This is a genomic window from Vibrio sp. SCSIO 43135 (genome assembly GCF_023716665.1).
In the GTDB taxonomy this organism is placed as follows: Bacteria; Pseudomonadota; Gammaproteobacteria; order Enterobacterales; family Vibrionaceae; genus Vibrio; species Vibrio paucivorans.
This window is the reverse complement of record NZ_CP071859.1, coordinates 151,815-173,870: the sequence shown is the minus strand read 5'-3', so window position 1 is coordinate 173,870 and position 22,056 is coordinate 151,815. Positions and strand designations below refer to the sequence as shown.

Annotated in this window: 18 protein-coding genes; 6 read left to right on the top strand and 12 right to left on the bottom strand. The window is 43.0% G+C overall.

Going from position 1 to position 22,056, the window contains the following annotated elements:
- Positions 1 to 183: 183 nt before the first annotated feature.
- Entirely contained in the window at positions 184 to 1,074 is an 891-nt protein-coding gene (metF, locus tag J4N42_RS00805) for a methylenetetrahydrofolate reductase (RefSeq protein ID WP_252029042.1), read from the top strand.
- 101 nt (positions 1,075 to 1,175) lie between these two features.
- On the opposite strand, the gene zapB is transcribed toward metF, so the two are convergent.
- Positions 1,176 to 1,418 carry a cell division protein ZapB gene (zapB, locus tag J4N42_RS00800; RefSeq protein WP_252029041.1) on the bottom strand — a complete coding sequence of 81 codons (243 nt, stop codon included), beginning with the start codon at positions 1,416 to 1,418 and terminating at the stop codon, positions 1,176 to 1,178.
- A gap of 279 nt (positions 1,419 to 1,697) precedes the next feature.
- Between zapB and glpX the strand changes: the two genes are divergently transcribed.
- Positions 1,698 to 2,705: a class II fructose-bisphosphatase gene (glpX, locus tag J4N42_RS00795; protein WP_252029040.1), complete on the top strand. Its 1,008-nt coding sequence runs from the start codon at positions 1,698 to 1,700 to the stop codon at positions 2,703 to 2,705.
- A 57-nt stretch (positions 2,706 to 2,762) separates the two neighbouring features.
- Here glpX and J4N42_RS00790 read toward each other — a convergent pair whose 3' ends face one another.
- The 9 genes from J4N42_RS00790 to J4N42_RS00750 all read right to left on the bottom strand — a co-directional run bounded on the left by J4N42_RS00790 (position 2,763) and on the right by J4N42_RS00750 (position 14,932).
- The gene (locus J4N42_RS00790) at positions 2,763 to 3,932 is read right to left on the bottom strand and encodes a nucleotide sugar dehydrogenase (RefSeq protein WP_252029039.1); all 1,170 of its coding nucleotides are present in this window, start codon (positions 3,930 to 3,932) and stop codon (positions 2,763 to 2,765) included.
- Positions 3,933 to 4,067: 135 nt separating this feature from the next.
- A complete protein-coding gene (locus J4N42_RS00785) occupies positions 4,068 to 5,507 on the bottom strand; it encodes an ATP-binding cassette domain-containing protein (RefSeq protein ID WP_252029038.1) in 1,440 nt (479 codons plus the stop codon).
- Positions 5,508 to 5,638: 131 nt separating this feature from the next.
- The gene (gene pulA, locus J4N42_RS00780) at positions 5,639 to 9,520 is read right to left on the bottom strand and encodes a pullulanase-type alpha-1,6-glucosidase (protein ID WP_252029037.1); all 3,882 of its coding nucleotides are present in this window, start codon (positions 9,518 to 9,520) and stop codon (positions 5,639 to 5,641) included.
- 378 nt (positions 9,521 to 9,898) lie between these two features.
- Complete coding sequence (groL, locus tag J4N42_RS00775; protein WP_252029036.1) at positions 9,899 to 11,545, bottom strand: chaperonin GroEL; 1,647 nt, start codon at positions 11,543 to 11,545, stop codon at positions 9,899 to 9,901.
- 53 nt (positions 11,546 to 11,598) lie between these two features.
- Complete coding sequence (locus tag J4N42_RS00770; protein WP_252029035.1) at positions 11,599 to 11,889, bottom strand: co-chaperone GroES; 291 nt, start codon at positions 11,887 to 11,889, stop codon at positions 11,599 to 11,601.
- 208 nt (positions 11,890 to 12,097) lie between these two features.
- Positions 12,098 to 13,252, bottom strand: a complete 1,155-nt coding sequence (locus J4N42_RS00765) for an LPS O-antigen chain length determinant protein WzzB (protein ID WP_252029034.1) — start codon at positions 13,250 to 13,252, stop codon at positions 12,098 to 12,100.
- Positions 13,253 to 13,367: 115 nt separating this feature from the next.
- Positions 13,368 to 13,703, bottom strand: coding sequence for a DUF3135 domain-containing protein (locus J4N42_RS00760; RefSeq protein WP_252029033.1), 336 nt, complete (start codon positions 13,701 to 13,703; stop codon positions 13,368 to 13,370).
- A gap of 108 nt (positions 13,704 to 13,811) precedes the next feature.
- Positions 13,812 to 14,426, bottom strand: a complete 615-nt coding sequence (locus tag J4N42_RS00755; protein WP_252029032.1) for a helix-turn-helix transcriptional regulator — start codon at positions 14,424 to 14,426, stop codon at positions 13,812 to 13,814.
- 65 nt (positions 14,427 to 14,491) lie between these two features.
- Entirely contained in the window at positions 14,492 to 14,932 is a 441-nt protein-coding gene (locus tag J4N42_RS00750) for a GNAT family N-acetyltransferase (RefSeq protein WP_252029031.1), read from the bottom strand.
- 59 nt (positions 14,933 to 14,991) lie between these two features.
- Between J4N42_RS00750 and murB the strand changes: the two genes are divergently transcribed.
- The 4 genes from murB (at position 14,992) to J4N42_RS00730 (ending at position 19,731) form a co-directional block, all read left to right on the top strand.
- A complete protein-coding gene (gene murB, locus J4N42_RS00745; protein WP_252029030.1) occupies positions 14,992 to 16,038 on the top strand; it encodes a UDP-N-acetylmuramate dehydrogenase in 1,047 nt (348 codons plus the stop codon).
- Positions 16,035 to 16,997 carry a bifunctional biotin--[acetyl-CoA-carboxylase] ligase/biotin operon repressor BirA gene (gene birA / locus J4N42_RS00740; RefSeq protein ID WP_252029029.1) on the top strand — a complete coding sequence of 321 codons (963 nt, stop codon included), beginning with the start codon at positions 16,035 to 16,037 and terminating at the stop codon, positions 16,995 to 16,997. The genes murB and birA overlap by 4 nt, the downstream gene beginning before the upstream one ends.
- Positions 16,998 to 17,106: 109 nt before the next feature.
- The gene (gene pssA / locus J4N42_RS00735) at positions 17,107 to 18,447 is read left to right on the top strand and encodes a CDP-diacylglycerol--serine O-phosphatidyltransferase (protein WP_252029028.1); all 1,341 of its coding nucleotides are present in this window, start codon (positions 17,107 to 17,109) and stop codon (positions 18,445 to 18,447) included.
- Between the two features lie 48 nt (positions 18,448 to 18,495).
- Complete coding sequence (locus J4N42_RS00730) at positions 18,496 to 19,731, top strand: exopolysaccharide biosynthesis polyprenyl glycosylphosphotransferase (RefSeq protein WP_252029027.1); 1,236 nt, start codon at positions 18,496 to 18,498, stop codon at positions 19,729 to 19,731.
- 209 nt (positions 19,732 to 19,940) lie between these two features.
- Here the strand turns inward: J4N42_RS00730 and J4N42_RS00725 are convergent, their stop codons facing one another.
- Positions 19,941 to 20,840, bottom strand: a complete 900-nt coding sequence (locus J4N42_RS00725) for a hypothetical protein (RefSeq protein ID WP_252029026.1) — start codon at positions 20,838 to 20,840, stop codon at positions 19,941 to 19,943.
- A gap of 47 nt (positions 20,841 to 20,887) precedes the next feature.
- Positions 20,888 to 21,898 (bottom strand): NAD-dependent epimerase, encoded by a 1,011-nt coding sequence (locus J4N42_RS00720; protein WP_252029025.1) that lies wholly within the window; start codon positions 21,896 to 21,898, stop codon positions 20,888 to 20,890.
- Positions 21,899 to 22,056 lie beyond the last annotated feature (158 nt).

Here is a 22,056-nt window from a genome sequence, read left to right as displayed (position 1 = left end):
TATCTTCATTTCACTCACCTTGCTATATTGAAACTTCCTCATCTTAAACATGAAGAAAATTCATAGTCACACTGTTGACATTAAATCGTATTCAATACATTCTGTGGACATATAGACGTCTAAACGTCAATTTAAGGATTTGAGATATTTGTTTGTGGTTGAGATTGCCACAGGGAGAGTAAGATGGGTTACACACACGCAGGTCATATCGACGCTTTAAACCAGAACGTTGCAGAGCTTTCTGACAACATCAATGTTTCGTTCGAGTTCTTTCCGCCAAGCAGCGAAAAGATGGAAGAAACACTATGGAACTCCGTTCATCGTTTAAAAACGCTTCAGCCAAAATTTGTGTCTGTCACCTATGGTGCGAACTCCGGTGAGCGCGATCGTACTCACTCCATTATTAAAGAAATTAAAGACCAAACAGGTCTCGTTGCTGCACCGCACTTAACGTGTATTGATGCTTCTCGTGAAGAACTGATTCAAATCGCAGACGATTACTGGAACAACGGCATTAAAAATATTGTAGCGCTACGTGGTGATATTCCACCGGGTGGCGGTGCTCCAGAGATGTACGCTTCTGATCTTGTTAAGCTACTCAAAGCTCGTCATGACTTTGATATATCGGTAGCCGCATTTCCAGAAGTACACCCTGAAGCAAAAAGCGCACAATCCGATCTGCTTAACCTGAAGCGTAAAGTGGATGCTGGTGCTAACCGTGCCATCACTCAGTTCTTCTTTGACGTAGAAAGCTACCTTCGCTTCCGTGACCGCTGTGTTGCTGCGGGAATCGACGTTGAGATTGTTCCAGGGATTCTACCGGTTTCAAACTTCAAGCAAGCTTCTCGCTTTGCCGCACAAAACAATGTAAAAGTGCCGGGTTGGATGGCAAAACAGTTTGAGGGCCTAGATGACGACCCGACAACTCGTCAACTCGTTGGGGCGAGCCAAGCAATCGACATGGTGCGTATTCTAAGCCGTGAAGGAGTGAAAGACTTCCACTTCTATACACTTAACCGCGCAGAAATGACTTACGCTTTATGCCACACCCTAGGTGTTCGCCCACAAGCGTAAGCACTCTCTCTCAAATCCCAGACACAAAAAAGCCAACGTAATGTTGGCTTTTTTGTGTCTGGCGTTCATTGTTTTTACAATGAAGCGGTACGAAAGTTTTCTTATTCAACTTCGTCCATTTTACCCAGTAGGTTACGGATGCGCTCTTGCCAAGCCGCATGTTCTTGCTGCATTTGTTGCGCTTTTTGCTCTAGCTCTTCACGGTTTGCTTTAAGCTCGTTCGCTTCACTCGCTAGTTGCTCTTTCTCTTCTTTTAGCTCTTCCACTTCCATTTGTAGAAGTGCAATTGTATCTACTGCGGTTTGAATTTTTGCTTCTAGCTGTTCTAGTACTTCAAAAGACATCTTAGCCTACCTTTCATGTTGTTCGGTTGAGTTGGACCCTTGCCCCCATTCTACTCAGCAGTTCGATGAGAAACACGCCCTATATTCGATAATGTGCGTCATTTGCCTAAAAAAACGCCGTATATTGACAAACACTTGACTTAGCAAAGCCTCACTGTCGAATTCATGGCTAATTTGATTGAGATTGATCTCGATTAAACGAAAAGGCAAACGTTTCCTTTTCGATGTGATAAAATCGCGCCGAAAAATTCCCCTTCCCTTTTTTAGATTGGAGTCACCATGAAACGCGATTTAGCAATGGCATTTTCACGTGTTACAGAAGGCGCTGCATTAGCAGGCTACAAATGGCTAGGACGAGGCGATAAGAACGCCGCGGACAATGCTGCAGTCGAAGTAATGCGTAGCTTGTTAAACAAAACTGAAATTGATGGCGAGATCGTAATTGGTGAAGGTGAGATCGATGACGCACCTATGCTATACATCGGTGAATCAGTAGGCGTTGGTGGCGATGCCGTCGATATTGCTGTCGACCCAATCGAAGGCACTCGAATGACTGCTATGGGGCAATCAAACGCACTTGCAGTGCTTGCTGCTGGTGAGAAAGGTAGCTTTCTAAAAGCACCGGATATGTACATGGAGAAGCTGGTTGTTGGCCCAGGTGCAAAAGGCTGCATCGACTTAAACAAGCCACTCAAAGAGAACTTAGAAAACATCGCGAAAGCACTCGGTAAGTCACTCGACACTCTAGTGGTGACTACTTTAGCCAAGCCTCGCCATGATGAAGTCATCGCTGAAATGCAAGCAATGGGCGTTCGAGTCTTTGCTGTGCCAGATGGTGACGTAGCAGCGTCAATTCTAACCTGTATGCCAGACAGCGAAGTAGACGTTATGTACTGCATTGGCGGCGCCCCTGAAGGCGTAGTCTCAGCAGCCGTTATCCGCGCACTCGATGGTGATATGCATGGCCGCTTACTTCCTCGTCATGAAGTCAAAGGCGACAGCGAAGAAAACCGTATCTACGGCGCTGCAGAGCTTAAGCGCTGTGAAGAAATGGGCGTAACGGCTGGTATCGTGCTAAAGATGGAAGACATGGCTCGCAGCGACAACGTGGTATTCTCAGCAACAGGAATCACCAAAGGCGACCTACTGGAAGGCATCACTCGCCAAAGAAACATTGCCACTACCGAAACGCTACTGATCCGTGGACGTTGCCGTACCATTCGCCGTATTAAGTCGATTCACTACTTAGAGCGCAAGGATCCAGAAGAACGCAACCATATCCTTTAAGTCACTCTTAGAGATTAAAAAAGGCTTCGTATGAAGCCTTTTTTTGTTAGGTGTACTCTATGAGTCCGAGCCAAATAAATCGCGAGTGTAGACTTTTTCTTCGACGTCCGCTAGTTCCTCACTCATTCGGTTAGACACAATAACATCTGACTGTTGTTTAAATGCATCTAAGTCTCGAATGACTTCCGAGTGGAAAAAGTGCTCTTCTTTAAGAACAGGCTCATAAACAACAACAGAAACGCCCTTGGCTTTCAGACGTTTCATTATTCCTTGGATAGAAGATGCACGGAAATTATCTGAGCCTGACTTCATAATCAAGCGAAAAATCCCTACAGTCTTAGGCTTCCGACGTAAAATCGAATCTGCGATAAAATCCTTCCGAGTACGGTTTGCTTCCACTATCGCATTAATAATATTGTTTGGCACGTCTTGGTAGTTAGCAAGCAACTGTTTGGTATCTTTAGGTAAACAGTAGCCACCGTAGCCAAATGATGGGTTATTGTAATGATCACCTATACGCGGATCTAACCCAACACCTTGTATGATTTGGCGAGAATCTAAATTATGTGCTTCTGCGTAAGAATCTAATTCATTGAAGTACGCAACTCTCATCGCAAGGTAGGTATTTGAAAACAACTTTACTGCTTCTGCTTCAGTCGAGTCAGTCAACAAGACCTGAATATCTTCCTTATAAGCTCCTTGAACCAAGAGATTGGCAAATTCTGCAGCTCTTTTGCTATTTTCACCAACAATAATTCTTGATGGGTACAAGTTATCGTGTAGTGCCTTACCCTCTCTAAGAAACTCAGGTGAAAAGATAATATTGTCGCAAGCTAGCTCTTCTCTAATACGCTCTGTATAGCCAACAGGAACTGTAGACTTTATTAACATCACCGCTTCAGGGTTAATGTGCATAACATCTCGGATAACCGACTCTACTGACGAAGTATTAAAGTAGTTCGTTTCTGGGTCATAGTCGGTAGGAGTCGCTATAATAACAAACCTTGCCCCCAGGTAGGCTTTTTGCTTATCTGTAGTCGCAACAAAGTTAAGTTCTTCATTCACTAAAAAGCTTTCAATCTCAGCATCTACAATTGGGGAAACACCACTGTTTAAAAGCTCAACTTTTTCTTCCACAACGTCTAGAGCCACCACTTCATTGTGTTGAGCCAACAGCATTGCATTTGATAGTCCTACATAACCCGTACCAGCAACAGCAATCTTCATTATTTGTCCTAATTTAAATCATATTTAGTATCAATATCACTACTAAGACATAGTGCTATTATCATTGCCCACATCTTAGCACCGGATTGCCTTGTATAAAAATAGGCTAGGTCAAATGAGATATGAACAAGTGGATTACTTGGTTATCTCAATGCGATGCCCTTCTGAATCTGGAACGAAATCAATAAAGTTATCTATCGCTCCCAAGGCATCTTCTTGATAGTGAGTAACATAGAGTAGCTGGCTTAGATTCGCTTGTGCAATACGGTTCAATGCACAATGGACCAGCTTTCGATTGATAAAGTCCAAGCCCTGATAAGGCTCATCTAGAATCAACAATGCTGGCTGTTTAATCAAAGCACGGCCGATGAGCAATAAGCGCTGCTGCCCATAATCCAAAGCGCGGAAGCTTTCCCTTTCTAACGATCGCATCTCTAACGCATCTAACCAGTGCTGAGCTTGTTGGATCTGTTTTTTACTCGGTTGTTCATACAATCCAATCGAATCAAAAAATCCCGACAGTAAAACATCGAGTGCGCTGCAGCCCACTCGATATTGCAGGTGTAAGGCGGAAGATACGATACCTATCTGACGTTTCACATCCCATATACTTTCGCCACTGCCACGTTTCATCCCCAACACTGTAATGTCATTACAGTAACACTGCGGATGGTCACCCATAATTAAGCCCAGTAACGTACTTTTACCGCAACCATTAGGGCCTCTAACTTGCCAATGCTGGCCTTGTAATACTTGCCAGGTTAGATCTTTAAATATCAAACCATCGAGGTATTCCACTTTTACGTTACGCATATCAATGAGTGGGTTCGGAACATCTTGCTGCTGATGATAAGACTCTAATAGCTCAAAGACACTGCCACCTTTTTGCTGAGACAGCTTCTGAATATGCTGTTTTATCGGGTGGTTATACCACTCTTCAAGAGTCAACTGTTGCGTGAGAGAGCGGTGATCAAACAAGGCTACGTGATTGATGCATGAAGGCAACTCATCTTCGCGTGAAGTAATGACCAACAATTGCATTTGCTGAGCGCAGAGATTAAGTAACTCGCTCAGAGCGGCTCTATGGGCAACGTCCAAACCTGCATAGGGTTCATCAAGTATCAGCAATTGCGGCTTAGTCACTAATGCTCGCGCTAACATGACTCGCCTTGTTTCGCCTGTCGATAGCTGCTTAAAGTGACGCTGACGTAAGGTATTGAGATCTGTCTTTTCGATGACGTCATTAAGTTCAGATTCGGTGCACCCCATCTCCAAAATCAGTTGCTCGACAGTCGAACCGTAGTCGATGCTATCTTGAAAGTCGGTTTCATCTTTCGCCAATTGCTCTTCAAGCAAGCTTTGTTGTAACTCTAAAGAGACGCATGCGATGCGTTCAGGTAACCCAGAAATATCCCCGGAGGTTGGTTGTAACTCTCCACTGAGCATACGAACAATTAAAGCTGAACATTGGCTATGAGATGAAAAAATCCCCCAGTGTTGCCCTCTTTCGATATGCCAATCCGATATCGATAACTCAGCTATTCCCTGCTTGTATTTCAGCTTTTTAACCTGCATTTCTCATCCTTAAGTTGTACGAATAGAACCAGTGTGCAAGAAATTGAAACAGAACACTAGTCCACCAGCTTGAATAAAAAAAGCGCCACTCAAAAGAGTGGCGCTTTAGTGGATGACACGGCTACTGCCACTTATTGCTGACTAATAGTCACGTGCTTACGAAGAAAGTCAAACTCAACCAAATACGTTGTGGTGACATCCGGTGTAAAGCCAATGTTGCCGCTGGCATTAGTAATCGGCAATGATCCTTCCGCTTCGATGACATTCACAGCCCCATGTTCACACTGTCCCCAGTTGCCACACGTAAACTTAAATTCATATTGATTACCCGCTGTTAATTCAGCCGTGACAAACTCAACTTGACCAGCCTGATCACCTTGAAACATTCGGCGTTCATCCGAATGATCCCAGCTTCCTGAAAGCGTACCTGGAATATACCATTCTTTACCCTCATAGCTTTCAACCAGTCTCGCGTCTAAAACAATTGGGTTTTTCGTATCATTGGCATCGAGCGCGAATTCATACATGCCAATTTCTGTGAAATTAGACGGGCAGTTATCACCGCCACAGCTCATCTCACTCCCCCAATCACCAAGCGTAAACTTGTAACTAGTTTCCTCACTCAACCCCAATCTCACGCTGTAAACTCCCGCTGTCGTATAAGGCACCTCAATACCTGCGGGGTCCCAAAATGCTTGCCCGAATCCCCCAGCGATATAGACCGTTGACGAACCAAATGGTGGTAAGTCTTGGTCTTTTTCTGTCACAGGTAAACCACTCCCCTGCGAACCGACTTGTGGTTGAACAAATACTGCGGTGGTTAATGGAGGAACGGTAAATGAGCTATCTGCAAACGAAGCGCTACGAACTAAACTGTCAGCCGAATCTGCCTGCACATCATGTAGCTGGAAACCAGATGAACCCTCGACTTCAAACACTTGAGTTTCTGGAGTCGCATTGATTATTACGACAATCGCGTCGTAATTCGAATCCAGATCAGTACCCGCATAGATACCGTCATCGATCGACATTACGATCAAGCCTTGAGTTTGAGCAGGACCGACATTATGAAAATCAACTCGCTTCATCACCTGTTGTTTTGAGTTCAAGCGGAACAAATCACTAGCGCTTCGGATCTCAAGCAACTCCAGGAATTGTCGTTTGGTTAACTCGATATCCTGTATGTTCGGCTCATTAGTACTGTCCGCAATTATCTCTGATATCAGCGACCAATTCGCTCCATCTTTATCTTCGCGGGGTAAACCGACATTCCAATTGTTATCATCGCCATTGAACTTCACGCGATTAAACCAGTCGCCAGAGTCATAGGAGTCTCGCTGCATTGATTTGGAACGTAGCAACTCAGATCCCATATGGATAAACGGAATGCCCTGCCCGAGCATAACTGTGGATAATCCGATGGATTGCATACGTGCACGCTCTTCAGAGCTTACGCCCGTTGCCGTTTTATAGGCATTGTTGTCCCAAAACGTTTGGTTATCATGTTTTGAAACGTAGGAAATATTTTCTGAAGGGTATTCGGTATAGCCAGCAGGAGCCCCGTTATAGTCGATACCTTTACCGTTTTTAGTCTCACCTTTGTAATCAACCAAAATGAAATCGGCTAAGTTACCTGCCATGCCCAGACGTACTAAGTCTTGATTGTGCAGTAAATCCTGCGCTTCTTGCTCAGTCATGTCACGGCGCTCATTTGGATAAGCTGCATTGGCAAAGCCTTGGTTTTTCCTTAAACCTGTACCATCTCCATCGAACGGGCTTCCCCCACGAACGGCATCACGCAAGCGGTCAGAGAAAGTCCCTATCCGAGTCCCCGCCATATTTAACTGGGTGGCTTGTGTAAAGCGAGCGTTGTTGGATACCTCACCAAAATCCCAACCTTCCCCATAGAACAAGATATCAGGACGAACCTTACGCACCTCTTCCAGAGCTTCTACCATTAGCTCTTTCGGTTGATGGCCCATTAAATCAAATCGAAAACCATCGACGTGATAGTCTTTTGCCCACGTAACCAGAGAATCGATCATCAATTTTCCCATCATACGATTTTCGGTTGCGGTGTTATCGCAGCACGTCGAAGTTTCGACTCCGCCAGTATTGGTATTGAGGCGGTGGTAATACCCTGGAACAATTTTATCCAACACTGATTTTTCATTCACACCTGACGCGTTAGTGTGGTTGTAAACCACATCCATAATCAGCTTAAGGTCCATTTCATGTGTCGCTTTCACCATTTCACGAAACTCTTTGATACGCGTTGTCCCTTCCGCATTGGTTGCATAGCTGCCTTCAGGTACCGTGTAATGAAACGGATCATAGCCCCAGTTAAAGCTATCTAGATCTCGCAAATCATTCATTAACCTTTGAGCTTGGCCAGTAGCGGGATCATAACCTTGAAGCACCTCTTCCAATGTTTGATTGGTGTCTTCTTCCCCACAGACCGCAGCGCTAGCTCTGACCGCACACAGCTCCCCAACCGTGTCATGAATATCAATGGTTTCCGCTTCGTTGATGGTGGCAATATCAAACGCTGGCAAAATATGCAGTGTTGTTAACCCAGCCTCTTGCAGCGCTTTTAAATGACTGACAGATTCACGTTCTTGCTCGGTCAGCGCTAAGTATTTCCCGTTAAGTTGCGGGCTTCCTAATGTGTCACTGTAGCTAAAGTCTCTCAAGTGCGACTCATAAAGCACATGGTATTCATCTAAATACTGGCCATCGTCTGCCAACGGTGTTTCAGGCCTTTGATAATGATCCCAACCACGGGGCTTGAGTTTATTACTATCAAGATCCACCACCTGAGAGTACATCGAGTTGGTAGATACGCTCAGAGAATATGGGTCTGTCACCATGACCGTTTCTACTTGCTGTGTCGTGGGGTGGTACACTCTCACTTCATAGCGATAGTATTTCCCGACAACACCTCTTAAGCCATCTAGCTCCCAAATACCGTTACGTCGGTTTTCCCACATAGGGAGGCTTTTAATTGGTCTTTTGTTTTTGTTGTAGATATGCAGCGTTACTTTTTGTGCCGTTGGTGCCCAAAGTCTAAAGTCTGTCTTGCTCCCATTTACAATAGTCCCAAGCTGTTCAGAAATGGCGTTGCCCGCTTGTTCGTTGACGTAAACATCGTCTAATACTCCCACTTTCTGCACTTCTGTGGCCGCAAGTACTTTGTCTTGGTCGTCATAGGCAACTAGCACGATTTGGCTTTTCAAGATGCGCGTAAGTTTGTGTCGCTTTACGTCAATTTGAGTCGCGGTTAAGCCGCTTAAGTGAGGGAAACGTTGCTGGAGCTCATCATTCAATTCACCGATGATCGACAACTCTACAGGCATACCACCAATGATTTGATTTTTTTCTTCATCCAGCTTAATGCGGTTTCTTGGTGACGAGCGAAGTTCTACTCGAGCAGCGGTTGCAGCAGCTTCCCAAGCAATCGTCTGTTCATCTAACCAATGGGCTTTTTGACCATCAATTGCAATTGGACGTTCAGAGGTCGGTTCATAATAAAGCTGGCTGGAGCCATGGAAGCCAAACACACTACGGTGTTTATCCAACTGTGTGAGAGCAACTTTATGATTAGCGCTACCAAATGCTTTTTCATCACCTTTGTGCAAAATAAAATTCATGCACGTATGAGGGTCACTCGCTTGCTGATCAACTTTGAAAATGTAGAATGCACCATAAGTAGGGTTAAAGCCATCAGCGGGGTAAGGTTGATCCCAACTGGTTCCAGAGCTACTTATCCCCATCGCCTCAAGATCGGTGCTGGTACATCCTTCACCGTTCCACAGATGCATGCCCCAGCCCTGGTATTCACCTTCATCGCTCGTGTTTCTATTGTAATAAACCACCACTTCATCTTCCGCTGGCACATACAGTTCTGATTGAATCACTTCACTTGCCAATGTTTTTGAGTGGCTTAGTATCAATATTGATGTCACCAGCATTGGCATTGTCGCACTTGCCAATGTGTTTATTTTGAACTCCATAATCCCTTCCATTTGTTCAAGTTACCAATTGAGAGGAGTATGCCGATAGACGTCATCGGCTCCCCAGTCGGGCAACATCATAGGAAAGAATAAACACCACAATATGTGACCTAATGCTTAAAAACATCCAGACACCTAACGGATATAAATAACCTACATAAATATCACAAAGTGCACACCTACAAAGTGGAGTGAAGATCATCTTTTGTACGCTGAGAGCCTCATACTCATATTTGTTCAAGCTACGCCCGTTACATACGCCACTGTTGCTTAGCAGTAGGTCAGTGCAAGTTTGGCATCAGCAAACAATAAAAAACGGGAGCCTAAGCTCCCGTTTTTAAACTATAGGTTTCTAAAACCTTAGATAGTTAGCGCAGATTACATCATGCCGCCCATACCACCCATACCGCCCATGCCGCCCATATCAGGCATTGCAGGTGCTTCTTTCTGAGGTAGGTCTGTTACCATCGCTTCAGTAGTGATCATTAGGCCAGCAACTGATGCAGCGAACTGTAGTGCAGAGCGAGTTACTTTAGTTGGATCTAGGATACCCATATCGATCATATCGCCGTACTCACCGCTTGCCGCGTTGTAACCGTAGTTACCTTCACCAGCACGAACGTTGTTAGCAACCACTGACTCTTCATCACCTGCGTTCTTAGTGATTTGACGAATAGGCGCTTCCATTGCACGTAGAGCAACACGAATACCGACATTTTGCTCTTCGTTATCGCCTTCAAGGTTAGCCACCTTAGATGCAGCACGGATAAGTGCAACACCACCACCAGCAACCACACCTTCTTCAACTGCAGCGCGAGTTGCGTGAAGTGCGTCTTCTACGCGGTCTTTCTTCTCTTTCATTTCAACTTCAGTCGCAGCGCCAACTTTGATTACTGCAACACCGCCTGCTAGCTTAGCAACGCGCTCTTGTAGTTTCTCTTTGTCGTAGTCTGAAGTTGCATCTTCGATTTGCTGACGGATTTGAGCAACACGACCTTGGATCATTGCTTCTTCACCCGCACCATCGATGATGGTTGAGTTTTCTTTCGTGATAGTTACGCGCTTAGCTTGACCTAGGTCTTCTAGCGTTACTTTCTCAAGGTCTAGACCGATCTCTTCAGAGATAACCGTACCGCCAGTTAGGATAGCGATGTCTTGTAGCATTGCTTTACGACGGTCACCGAAACCAGGCGCTTTAACCGCAGCAACTTTCACGATACCGCGCATGTTGTTCACTACTAGAGTTGCAAGCGCTTCGCCTTCTACATCTTCAGCGATGATTAGAAGTGGACGAGATGCCTTAGCAACCGCTTCTAGAGTCGGAAGAAGTTCACGAATGTTTGATACTTTCTTGTCGATAAGAAGGATGAATGGACTTTCTAGATCAACACTGCCTGCTTCTTGATTGTTGATGAAGTAAGGAGATAGGTAACCGCGGTCAAACTGCATACCTTCCACAACGTCTAGCTCGTCTTGCAGTGCTTGACCTTCTTCAACAGTGATAACGCCATCACGACCTACTTTTTCCATCGCTTCAGCAATGATGTTACCTACTGTAGAGTCTGAGTTAGCCGAGATAGTACCAACTTGTGCGATCGCCTTAGTATCTGCACATGGCACTGAAAGTGCTTTTAGCTCTTCAACCGCTGCTGTAACTGCTTTGTCGATACCGCGCTTAAGATCCATTGGGTTCATGCCAGCAGCGACTGCTTTTAGGCCTTCGTTAACGATAGCTTGAGCCAGTACTGTTGCTGTTGTCGTACCGTCACCCGCTGCGTCGTTTGCTTGCGAAGCCACTTCTTTAACCATTTGTGCGCCCATGTTCTGGAACTTGTCTTCAAGCTCGATTTCGCGCGCAACAGATACACCATCTTTAGTGATAGTTGGTGCACCAAATGATTTATCTAATACTACGTTACGACCTTTAGGGCCTAGTGTTACTTTTACTGCGTCAGCTAGAACGTTTACACCTTCTAACATTTTTACGCGTGCGTCATTACCAAATTTAACGTCTTTAGCAGCCATGTTTAATTTCCTTTCTAAATTCGATTTTCGTTTTCGTTGTGATTCAGAATCAATTATTCAACGATTGCCATGATGTCGTTTTCAGACATGATCAGAACTTCTTTGCCGTCGATTTTTTCTGTTTTAGTGCCGTAGCCTTCAGCAAAAATAACAGTATCACCCACTTTTACGTCCAGCGGTTGTACAGTACCGTTTTCTAGGATGCGGCCTTTGCCAACAGCTAGAATCGTACCACGTGTTGATTTTTCCGCAGCAGAACCTGTAAGAACGATGCCACCTGCTGACTTAGATTCAACTTCTTGGCGCTCTACGATAACTCGGTCGTGTAATGGACGAATGTTCATCGGTCGTCTCTCCTGAAAATTTCCATATGATTTGATAATGGCTAGAAATACGCTTCCAAGCCGTGTGATAACTATATAAGGGGTAAGTTGGATAAACCCAAGGGGGAAAGTAAGATTTTTCTGTGATCTGGCTTTTACTGATTCCCAAAAACAAAACGCTTCATAGGTTACCCAAAATGAAGCGTTTAGTATCAAGCCATCAATTGAATTACTTTTTCTCTGCTCGTCGGAAAACGAAACTAGCTAAAACGACCATGACACCTAGTACCCCACCGAGAATAGTGCCTACAAATACAATCAATGCTCTTTTCGGCTCATCTCTAGAGATAGGTTGCTCGACATTCTCTAAAAATCGAAAGGTTTGGAACTCAACACTACGCTCAATCTCTAGATTATTTAGCATATCCAGTTTTGCTTCAATTTGCTGTAGTCTAGGCTCAACTACGCTCAAGTTCTTTACGGACTTGAGCGCCTGAACTTTAGCCTCTAGCGCTTTGGAGCCTAAATCAATACCAAACATTTCATTATCACTGTTAGTCTGAATAGGTTTATTCACACCAGCAGACCGTGCGATCAACATGGCATATTCAGCACGCTCAGTCTCGACCAAAAGCTTATTCTTTGCCTGCGTTTCAAGTATACGTTTTTGCTGTATCAGTTCGTTCCGCTTACCTTTCACAACCGCCTGAAGATTATTGAGCGCATCTGCGTGCGCCTTCTTTTGGATAATCTTTATATAATTATTCAGAAGACTATAACTGCTAGCTTGAGTGGTAGATTGAAATGCAATCTCATAAGGTGAAAATGCCACTTTCTTGTTACTTTTAATAATTGGCTCAGCAGATATTCTCTGAAACCACTCAGCGTAAAGCTTACGCGCTTCACTCTTCTTTACCTCAGGTTCGGTAATTGTAGTGAGTTCAGCTTTAAAGGATTGAAACTCCTCACTGGACTCTAAGAATCTACGTTTATTACTGCTGGAATTAAAAGCATCGATAAAGCGTTGAAATAGAATTTCCGTGTCTACTAGATGATCTAGCTCTTCACTAACTAACACCGTACCGTCTTCTTGGTAAACATCAAAGACGGGTTGGAACTGCTTCACTTGTTGCTGATAGGCCGACATATCTTGAAGCTGAGGCTGCGTAATCTTTGCACTTGAAGACCACCATTCTGGGGCATTCAGTGCAAAAAAAACTGCTGCGACCGAGAATATAGCAGTCAATACCACCACTATCCACTTACCTTCCCAAAGCGCTATTAACAGCTCTCTTAGGGCAACTTCATCATTATTTTGAAAATAAGAAGGCGACTGAAGTGAATACTGTTGATTAACGATTGGCGGTTGTTCTTGCTGACTCACACGGGCTCCTTGATACTGGGCAACTAAAAATTTTTGAGTTAGTAGTTCTGCCGCGCGAGTCTACCACAGAGTCATAGCCGAAAACATTAATACCTTTGAAATAGAGCTTTATCGCTCAACGCCAATCGTCTAAGGGGATAACTTGTGCTTTCTGCTCTTTCACTTGCGTACTTTTTTGACCATCCAAGGCTAACTGAAACTTAGATATTTGCAGCACAAGTTCACGCATTAGTGCCATATTGGCGTGGTTGGGGTTTTTGCAATGGGAAATGACTCTATCTATATGGCTTTGCTGAGCCCATAGTCTATCTTGCATTTGCTCCGATGCTGATAAAATCATCTCTTCACACATATCGTGCTTAAGTTGGTCGAAAGCTTCCGGGTGATGTAAGGCGAGTTCCATTAAGTCATCAAAGGACGGAAGGGTTTGGTTAACTAGTGGGGTATTCATACTGCCTCCAGCTTGTCCTTAGAAAGAACATCCTGAAGTAATAATAGGCGAGTTTAAACAATTAAAACGGTTAGCAATGCGTCGTCTTAAAAACGAGACAATATAGGACTAGGGAAGGATTAGATAAGCACAACGACGCTGGCCTTGAATAATATGCTCTGAACGTGTCACAGCCACGTTTCCTCCCAACAGTTGCCTAAACACATTTAGCTCTGATTGGCATAAACTCGAGCAGTGTGCTGCAGCCTTACTGATAGGACAATGGTTCTCTACGAGAACAAACCCCTTATCAGTCACTTCTAACTCAGCCATATAGCCTTCCTTGCGCCTTAGCTCTACCAGTTTTGACAGTTTGCTTTCAAGCCCTTTATACCCTTCTAGCTCTCGCTGATAGTGCAGCAGTGTATTGCGCTCACGCTCTTCAGCTACTTTTTGAACACCATCAGCTCCAAACAATTTCTCCACAGCATCAATAACTTGTACGGTCAATTCAGCATGATGATCAGAAAACTGTGCGTGCCCTCTCGGGGTGAGAGACCAATGCCGCGTTGGGCGACCAACCTTAACTTTAATATCTTCAAACACCAGCAGACCTTCATCTTCTAAGTTTTGAAGATGTTGCCGAGCGCCCATTGTCGTCACACCCAACTGTTCGGCCAGCATTTTTGCTGTGGTCGCTCCGTTGACCTTGATCAGCTGCAATATTTTTTGAGTGTTTTTCATGACTTCCCTCTCCTGCCCATAGTGGCATTATGATTCAAGCCGTTTATAAAGCAAATGCTTTACCCTTAAGTAAGAGGCGTTTTGAAATATTGCATAGGAACGAGCTGCTTGTTTCGACTATATCTGCCGTATAAACCACGCAACGATGCAGGTAGTTTAGATTCATCAATAGTCACAAATCCATGCTGAGAATAAAAGCCTTCAAGATGAGGATAAGCAAAACAATAATCATTGCTCGTGAGACTCTCCCCAGCTTGCACACAATAGCGCATCAGGTCATGACCAAAGCCTTGACCTCGATATTTAGGTGAAACCAGCATTCCCGTAAGTAGTCGATAATGTTCAATCACCCGAAAACGTACTACTGCCACTATCTCCGATTCTACGTAACCGACAATGGTCAACTCGTCTTTCTTAGCTTTGCCCGAAGAGTAATGCGCTTTGTACAATCGAGAGACAAGAGGTAGCTTTATAGGGTCTAAGACCTCTACCTTCAACGTACTCATTATCACCAGCCCTTAATTTAGGTTAGAATGGGCGCAGTTTAGATTACCCCACAAAACTTATGCAAATTTTAGCCAATGCCGACCTCAAGCCCTATCACACCTTTGGTATCTCTCAGCTCTGTGATTTCTTGGTTGAAGCCAACTCTATTAATGATATCAAAGCCATCTACCAAAATAGCGCTTGGAGTAAACTACCAAAACTGATGCTAGGAAAAGGCAGCAACATACTGTTTACTGACACTTTCCATGGTGTTGTCATCATCAACAACCTAGTGGGGAAGAGCGTCACAGAGTCAGATACCAACTGGCACCTCCACATTGCTGGCGGTGAAGATTGGCCATCATTAGTTGAGTGGAGTGTCAACCAAGGCTATTTCGGGCTGGAGAACCTTGCATTGATTCCGGGCTGTGCAGGCAGCGCTCCCATACAAAATATCGGGGCCTACGGCGTTGAACTAAGAAACGTATGTGAGTATGTGGATATTCTTTGCCTAGACACATTCGAAGAGAAAAGACTGACGGTGAGTGAATGTCAGTTTGGATATAGAGACTCTATCTTCAAACGTGAACTGCACCAAAAAGCTATTATCACCGCAATCGGTTTGGTATTGCCAAAAAGCTGGCGGGCAAAAGTAGAATATGGCCCATTGAAAGATCTAAGCTCTGATACAGCAACAGCCAAACAAGTTTTTGAACGAGTCTGCAGTATTCGCATGGAGAAACTGCCCGACCCCACTATTACTGGCAATGCAGGGAGCTTTTTCAAGAACCCAGTTATTTCTCACCAACATTATGAGCAACTTAAACAGAAGCATCCTAACATCGTAGCCTATAGTGTGGATGACGGCATGAAAGTCGCTGCCGGTTGGCTAATTGACCAGTGCAACCTTAAAGGTACGATGGTCGGCGGTGCACAAGTTCACCCGAATCAAGCCTTGGTCTTAGTTAATCGCAACAACGCCAAAGCTGAAGATGTCGTAAAGTTAGCAGCTAAAATACGTAACGAAGTATTTCACCGCTACAACATCGAGCTAGAGCATGAAGTACGTTTTATGGGTAGTAAAGAAGAAACGAGCCTAAGTGCAATCATAGGAAAAGCATTTTGAAAGAGCACACTGTTAAGCTAGCTATATTAAAAACGCTTTCTCAGGGTGGCTTTCATTCTGGTGAAGAACTTGGTGAGCAACTAAATGTCTCCAGGGCTGCAATCAGCAAACATATCAAAGGTATTCAAGGCTGGGGAGTTGATGTCTTCCGAGTTCAAGGGAAAGGCTACCAGTTGGCAAAGCCAATGCAGTTACTCGACCAAAATGTATTGAATCAATCCTTATCTAGCCCAGTGGAACTCATCCCGATCATTGATTCAACTAACCAATACCTGCTTGATAGAGTAGACAGCTTGGAGTCAGGCAGTACTTGCTTAGCAGAATACCAAGAAAAAGGACGTGGACGGCGGGGCCGTGAATGGATTTCACCATTTGGTGCGAACTTATATCTATCGATGTATTGGCGATTAGATGCCGGTATGGCAGCCGCGATGGGACTCAGCCTAGTAGTGGGCGTTGCTATTGTTGAAGCACTCGAAGAAATGGGGCTGAACGGGGTTAAGCTAAAGTGGCCTAACGACCTTTACTACCAAGATCGCAAGCTTGCCGGTATTCTCGTCGAAATGTCAGGGCAAGCCGGGGCTGCGGCCCATTTAGTCATCGGTATGGGAATGAACCTGATGATGTCAGACGCTACGGAAGGCATTACTCAGCCTTGGGCCAGCTTATCAGAAGTGGCAGCGAGTCAAGAGGTAGATCGCAATCAACTTGCCGTCACGATGATAACTACACTGAAAAACTCTCTGGCAGATTATGAGTTGCGGGGAATGTCTGGTTTTGTAGAACGCTGGAATAGACTTGATAATTTTATAGGAAGGCCTATCAAACTGATTATGGGCCCTAGAGAGGTTTCGGGTATAGCTCGGGGAATCAACGAACAAGGCGCAGTTCTATTGGAAACGGAACAAGGAATTGAGACCTATATCGGTGGTGAGATTAGCCTGCGCCCTAGCACTTAATAATCTACGTTCCCAAGTTACTATTAAGAACTCGACGCGGTCGCTAGGAAGTCCCTACACATTTTGCTAATATCCCTGTCCAAATTTAAGTAAAGGCTACACTTTTCGCATGATGACACCTAGGAATCTATTCGCTCAACTTCCTACTTTGGCTCAAGACCCTGCTCAATTTGAGACACTCTATTCTGCCAAAGACTTTCGGACGCGTTTAATAGAAGCTATTCGTCAAGCTAGCAGTCGAATCTACTTAGTAGCCCTTTACTTAGAAAATGATGAAGCAGGTCGAGAGATCCTAACTGAGCTTTACGAAGCCAAACAGCGTAATCCTGGATTAGATATTTGCGTTTGCGTCGATTGGCACAGAGCACAACGAGGCCTAATTGGCGCAGAGCCAGGAGAAACCAATTCTGCGATGTACAAGGACTTTGCTAACAAATATGAGCACAAAGTCCAAGTGTTTGGTATCCCGGTTCGCGGCCGAGAGGTTTTTGGTGTATTACACCTAAAAGGTTTCATTATCGATGAGCAAGTCATCTACAGTGGCGCTAGCTTAAACAACATTTATCTGCAGTATCAAGATCGTTATCGCTTTGATCGATACCATGTACTGAACAACAAAGCTCTTGCCGATAGCATGGTTAACTTTATACAGTCAGAGATGATCGCACACCCCGCAGTTAATGATTTAGCTCTAGGTAATCAACCCAATACCAAAGAAATAAAGACTCAAATTAGGCAACTAAGGGCCTCACTTTCTAAGGCGAGTTACGTGTTTACGCCCCAAGATGTTGCCCCCGACCAAGTTGCTGTTACTCCTTTTGTTGGAGTCGGGGGAAAGCGAAATAAACTAAACCAAGGTATCAACACCTTACTTGCTCAAGCAAAAGACGAAATCTTTATTTGCACTCCATACTTTAATTTTCCTCGTAGTGTCGCGAAAGAAGTAAAAAAAGCAATCAAACGTGGCGTACAGGTCACTATTGTTGTCGGTGATAAAACTGCTAATGATTTCTATATTTCTCCAGAAGAGGAATTTAAGACAATTGGTGGTGTTCCTTATCTGTATGAAAAGAACCTCCGTCAGTTTGCTAAAGCGAATGAGGCGAGTATTGCAAGTCGCAAGCTTACTCTTCGCATTTGGAAACATGAGCAAAATAGCTTCCATCTAAAAGGGATATGGGTAGATAAGCGGTACATGCTGCTTACGGGTAATAATATTAATCCAAGAGCTTGGAAGCTAGATCTTGAAAACGCATTGCTAATTCAGGATAACTATGGGCACCTAACTGAACAATTCGAGCAAGAGGTCGAAAACATTCTTCAGAATACACTTCAGCTTTGCACTTACAAGCAGTTAGAAAAAGTGGAAGACTACCCAGACGAGGCTCAAAAGTTGCTACGTAAGATATCTCGAGTAAAGGCAGATCGAGTATTGAAGCACATTTTGTAAAGCTGAATAGAAATGACTTAGACTAATTTACGATAGAAATAAATTACTGTGAAAAAACAAATCTTATCAAACTCCGCAATCAGCCATGGCCTAGGTCTAATACTGATTGCTGGCTATTTAAATCTGACGTCAGGATATAACCTTTGGTCGGCTCCTGATACTATAACATACAGCACCCTAAGCGTATTTCTGACATATATCGCAACCGCTAGTACTCTACCACAAATAAGTAAATATCTATTGGTGGAAAGGAAGTATTATATTTTACCTGTATTACTAACAATGTTTGCTATTCTCACTGGATTAATAGCACTAACCAGAATAGAGTATTCAAGATCTATCTTAATCCATGGCTTCTTTGCAAGTTTTGTTTGGTTGTATATAAGTAGCATGATGAGAAGGCGCTATAAAAAACTTAAACTATCCGCTATTGAAAATTTTGATATTACTATATTCAAAGAAAACAAAAGCATCGAAGTAACACCTTTAGGTTCAAACAGAGAGATCTCTTCAATTCAATCAGGGCTCGTCGTTGACTTACATAAAGAGTTAAGCTCAGAAGACTCAAAGTTTGTGGCTGATTGCAGCATAAATAATATTCCCGTATTTCACTCAGAAAGTATTCGAGAAATGGTTGAAGGAAAGGTTCAAACTAGCCATATATCAGAAAATGCAATTGGAACCCTAAACCCTAACCCTATTTATTTTTCATTGAAGAGGGTGTGGGAATCAGCAATAATTATAATAACTTTACCAATAACTTTGCCAGTTATGGCTATAACTGCATGCCTAATAAAAATAGAAAACCCAGGCCCAGCAATATTCACCCAAGAAAGAGTGGGGCAATCTGGTAAAACATTTAAAATTTACAAATTCAGAAGTATGACAATTAAGAAATGTAGTGACACTGATAAGTTTGCTACTGAAGAAAAAGACCGAATAACAAGAGTAGGGAAATTCATTAGAAAGGTCCGTATTGACGAGCTCCCTCAATTTTTCAATGTACTTAAAGGTGAAATGGCTTTAATTGGTCCTCGTCCTGAACAAGAAAGCTTCGTAAAGAAATTTGAGCAAGAGATTTCATTTTATGGCTATCGTCATATGGTTAAGCCTGGGATTACGGGATGGGCTCAAACAGTACAAGGTTATGCTGATGACACTGATTCAACAAGAGAAAAACTAGCACATGACCTATACTATATAAAACATCTTTCATTTTGGCTAGATATGAATATTGTAATAAAAACAATTAAAACCATGCTTACTGGATTCGGAGCAAAGTAGTGCCTGTTAAGTTGAGGGGAAATAGATTAACGTTATCTAGCATAACTCAGTTTATATTTAGTGGCACTAAATATAAATGGTTTATTATCCGCTATTAGTAAAAACAATATAACCAATTAAACTGATGCTGGATAATAATACCTGTATAGAAGGTGGATATGTATAATATCCCACCTTCTATCTAGATAGAGTACCTTTCTTGAAAAATTTTATCGAGCATCGAAGTCCATTAGATTAAAACCATCCACAAATTCCAAATACTTCAAACTAATGACATGCTCGCTTAAGTATTTTTTTTGATTATCATTATAATGTAGTTGTAAAATCCCGCCAGTAATAGTTGAATATGTAAAGCCTAGCTTATATAAGCCAAACTTAATATAATCATTTTTATAGATATATATTTTCATCCCTGAGCAAATTGCGTCAACCAATGTATGAGGAACCCCTTCACCGTAGCCTGAAGGTTGAAAGAATTTATAACCGTGCCCAAAAATTGTATCTTGTGGTAAAAATCCGACACCTCGTCCGCCAACACATCCAAATGCCCTATCAATGACATGCTTTGAGCAGCCAACAAAAATCACTTCGCTATCCCCATCTACAAGCTCAAAAGCTATAGATATTGATTTAGAAATGAGGGGAATCTTGCTATCTCTGGATACGATTACAATATTCTCTTCTTTGCCAAGAGTCCGCATAGTCCCACCAGAGCCAGGTACCCAGTGATGCTTTCTATTAGATAAAAAGTTGAAATATCTATAGTCCGCGTAGTTTTGAAAAACTATATTTTTCCTTCCGTTTATCTTAAAAAGAAATTTCAGTACAAATCTAAATAATTGAGATGTGCGTTTTCTTCCCATCCCATTTACAATAACCGTGCCTTTCCGCCAAAAGAAAAGCATGAAGATAATATTACTTTTAATGTTGGAGGAGATGAAGTATCGCTTAGAGAATAAAACTAAGTATACATACTTAACCATTCCCAAGAACCCATCGAAAAAGCCAACACTTTCAAAGTCAATCTTATTTTCAATAAGTTCATTAATTATGCCAGCACGATAGTTAAAGTTATATTCAGACTTATCATTAAGAAAGACAATAGTCACTATTTTCCCTCAATAAAATAGGATGAAGATAAAATTTTAATGTAAAGTTAGTTTGCATATTTATAATAGCCTTTGTACCAACGAACAAAATCTTTAACACCTTCTTCGATACCTACTTTTGGTTTATATCCTGTTGCCTCAAAAAGATCGCTAGTATCTGCATACGTTTGATAAACATCACCAGGCTGCATCTTTCGGAAGTTTTTCGATGCTTCAATGCCTAATTCATCTTCAATTGCTTTCACGAAGTCCATCAAATTAATAGGTGAACCGTGCCCCAAATTGTAAATAGCGTAAGGAGCAGAACTGCTTGCAGGGGAACCACTTTCAACTTGCCAATTGTGATTCCTTGTTGGAACAACATCGGCAATACGTATAACACCTTCGACAATATCATCTATATGCGTAAAGTCTCGCCACATATCTCCATCATTGTTGACATCTATAGTCTCTCCTTTGAGAATCTTATTTGTAAAAATGAAAGGAGCCATATCAGGACGTCCCCAAGCTCCATAAACAGTAAAGAACCTTAAGCCTGTAGTAGGAATATTGTACAAATGTGAATAGGTGTGTGCCATGAGCTCATTTGACTTCTTCGTAGCAGCATATAGTGAGACGGGATGATCAACAGAATCAGATGTCGAAAATGGAGTCTTTGTGTTCAAACCATAGACAGAGCTAGAAGAGGCATAGACAAGGTGTCCAACCATATTATGACGACACCCTTCGAGAATATTTAGATGGCCTAATAAGTTTGAGTTTGCATAAGAATGTGGATTTTCTATCGAATAGCGGACACCGGCTTGAGCGGCCAAATGGATAACTCTATCGAACTGCTCCACTTCAAATATGTTTGCGACATGCTCACTATTACAGATATCTAGCTCAGAGAAGCGAAATTTGGGATGTTTAATTCGCTCAAGGCGTGCTTTCTTTAATTCAACATCATAATAATCGTTTAAGTTATCTACACCAACGACGTCATGCCCACAAGAGACTAGTCTATCTACGACCGCACTGCCTATAAAACCAGCAGAACCGGTAACTAAATACTTCATATTACATTCCTTCAATTAGGGCAAATATACCTTTAGCAAAAGTAATATCGCACATACTGTGATTTATTCATTTTACCCGTAGAAAATGGCTACGAGCTTAGATTTTAGACATGTATATCGGCCAATTATAGGGATACAACATACTTCAATAATTTAAG

Excerpts from the sequence above, each read along its gene's own strand:
- J4N42_RS00750 (WP_252029031.1), bottom strand. The coding sequence starts at position 14,932 with ATGAGTACGTTGAAGGTAGAGGTCTTAGACCCTATAAAGCTACCTCTT.
- J4N42_RS00760 (WP_252029033.1), bottom strand. The coding sequence starts at position 13,703 with ATGAATACCCCACTAGTTAACCAAACCCTTCCGTCCTTTGATGACTTA.
- J4N42_RS00790 (WP_252029039.1), bottom strand. The coding sequence starts at position 3,932 with ATGAAGATTGCTGTTGCTGGTACGGGTTATGTAGGACTATCAAATGCA.
- groL (WP_252029036.1), bottom strand. The coding sequence starts at position 11,545 with ATGGCTGCTAAAGACGTTAAATTTGGTAATGACGCACGCGTAAAAATG.
- J4N42_RS00720 (WP_252029025.1), bottom strand. The coding sequence starts at position 21,898 with ATGAAGTATTTAGTTACCGGTTCTGCTGGTTTTATAGGCAGTGCGGTC.
- J4N42_RS00755 (WP_252029032.1), bottom strand. The coding sequence starts at position 14,426 with ATGAAAAACACTCAAAAAATATTGCAGCTGATCAAGGTCAACGGAGCG.
- pssA (WP_252029028.1), top strand. The coding sequence starts at position 17,107 with ATGATGACACCTAGGAATCTATTCGCTCAACTTCCTACTTTGGCTCAA.
- metF (WP_252029042.1), top strand. The coding sequence starts at position 184 with ATGGGTTACACACACGCAGGTCATATCGACGCTTTAAACCAGAACGTT.
- J4N42_RS00785 (WP_252029038.1), bottom strand. The coding sequence starts at position 5,507 with ATGCAGGTTAAAAAGCTGAAATACAAGCAGGGAATAGCTGAGTTATCG.
- zapB (WP_252029041.1), bottom strand. The coding sequence starts at position 1,418 with ATGTCTTTTGAAGTACTAGAACAGCTAGAAGCAAAAATTCAAACCGCA.
- pulA (WP_252029037.1), bottom strand. The coding sequence starts at position 9,520 with ATGGAGTTCAAAATAAACACATTGGCAAGTGCGACAATGCCAATGCTG.
- J4N42_RS00770 (WP_252029035.1), bottom strand. The coding sequence starts at position 11,889 with ATGAACATTCGTCCATTACACGACCGAGTTATCGTAGAGCGCCAAGAA.
- glpX (WP_252029040.1), top strand. The coding sequence starts at position 1,698 with ATGAAACGCGATTTAGCAATGGCATTTTCACGTGTTACAGAAGGCGCT.
- murB (WP_252029030.1), top strand. The coding sequence starts at position 14,992 with ATGCAAATTTTAGCCAATGCCGACCTCAAGCCCTATCACACCTTTGGT.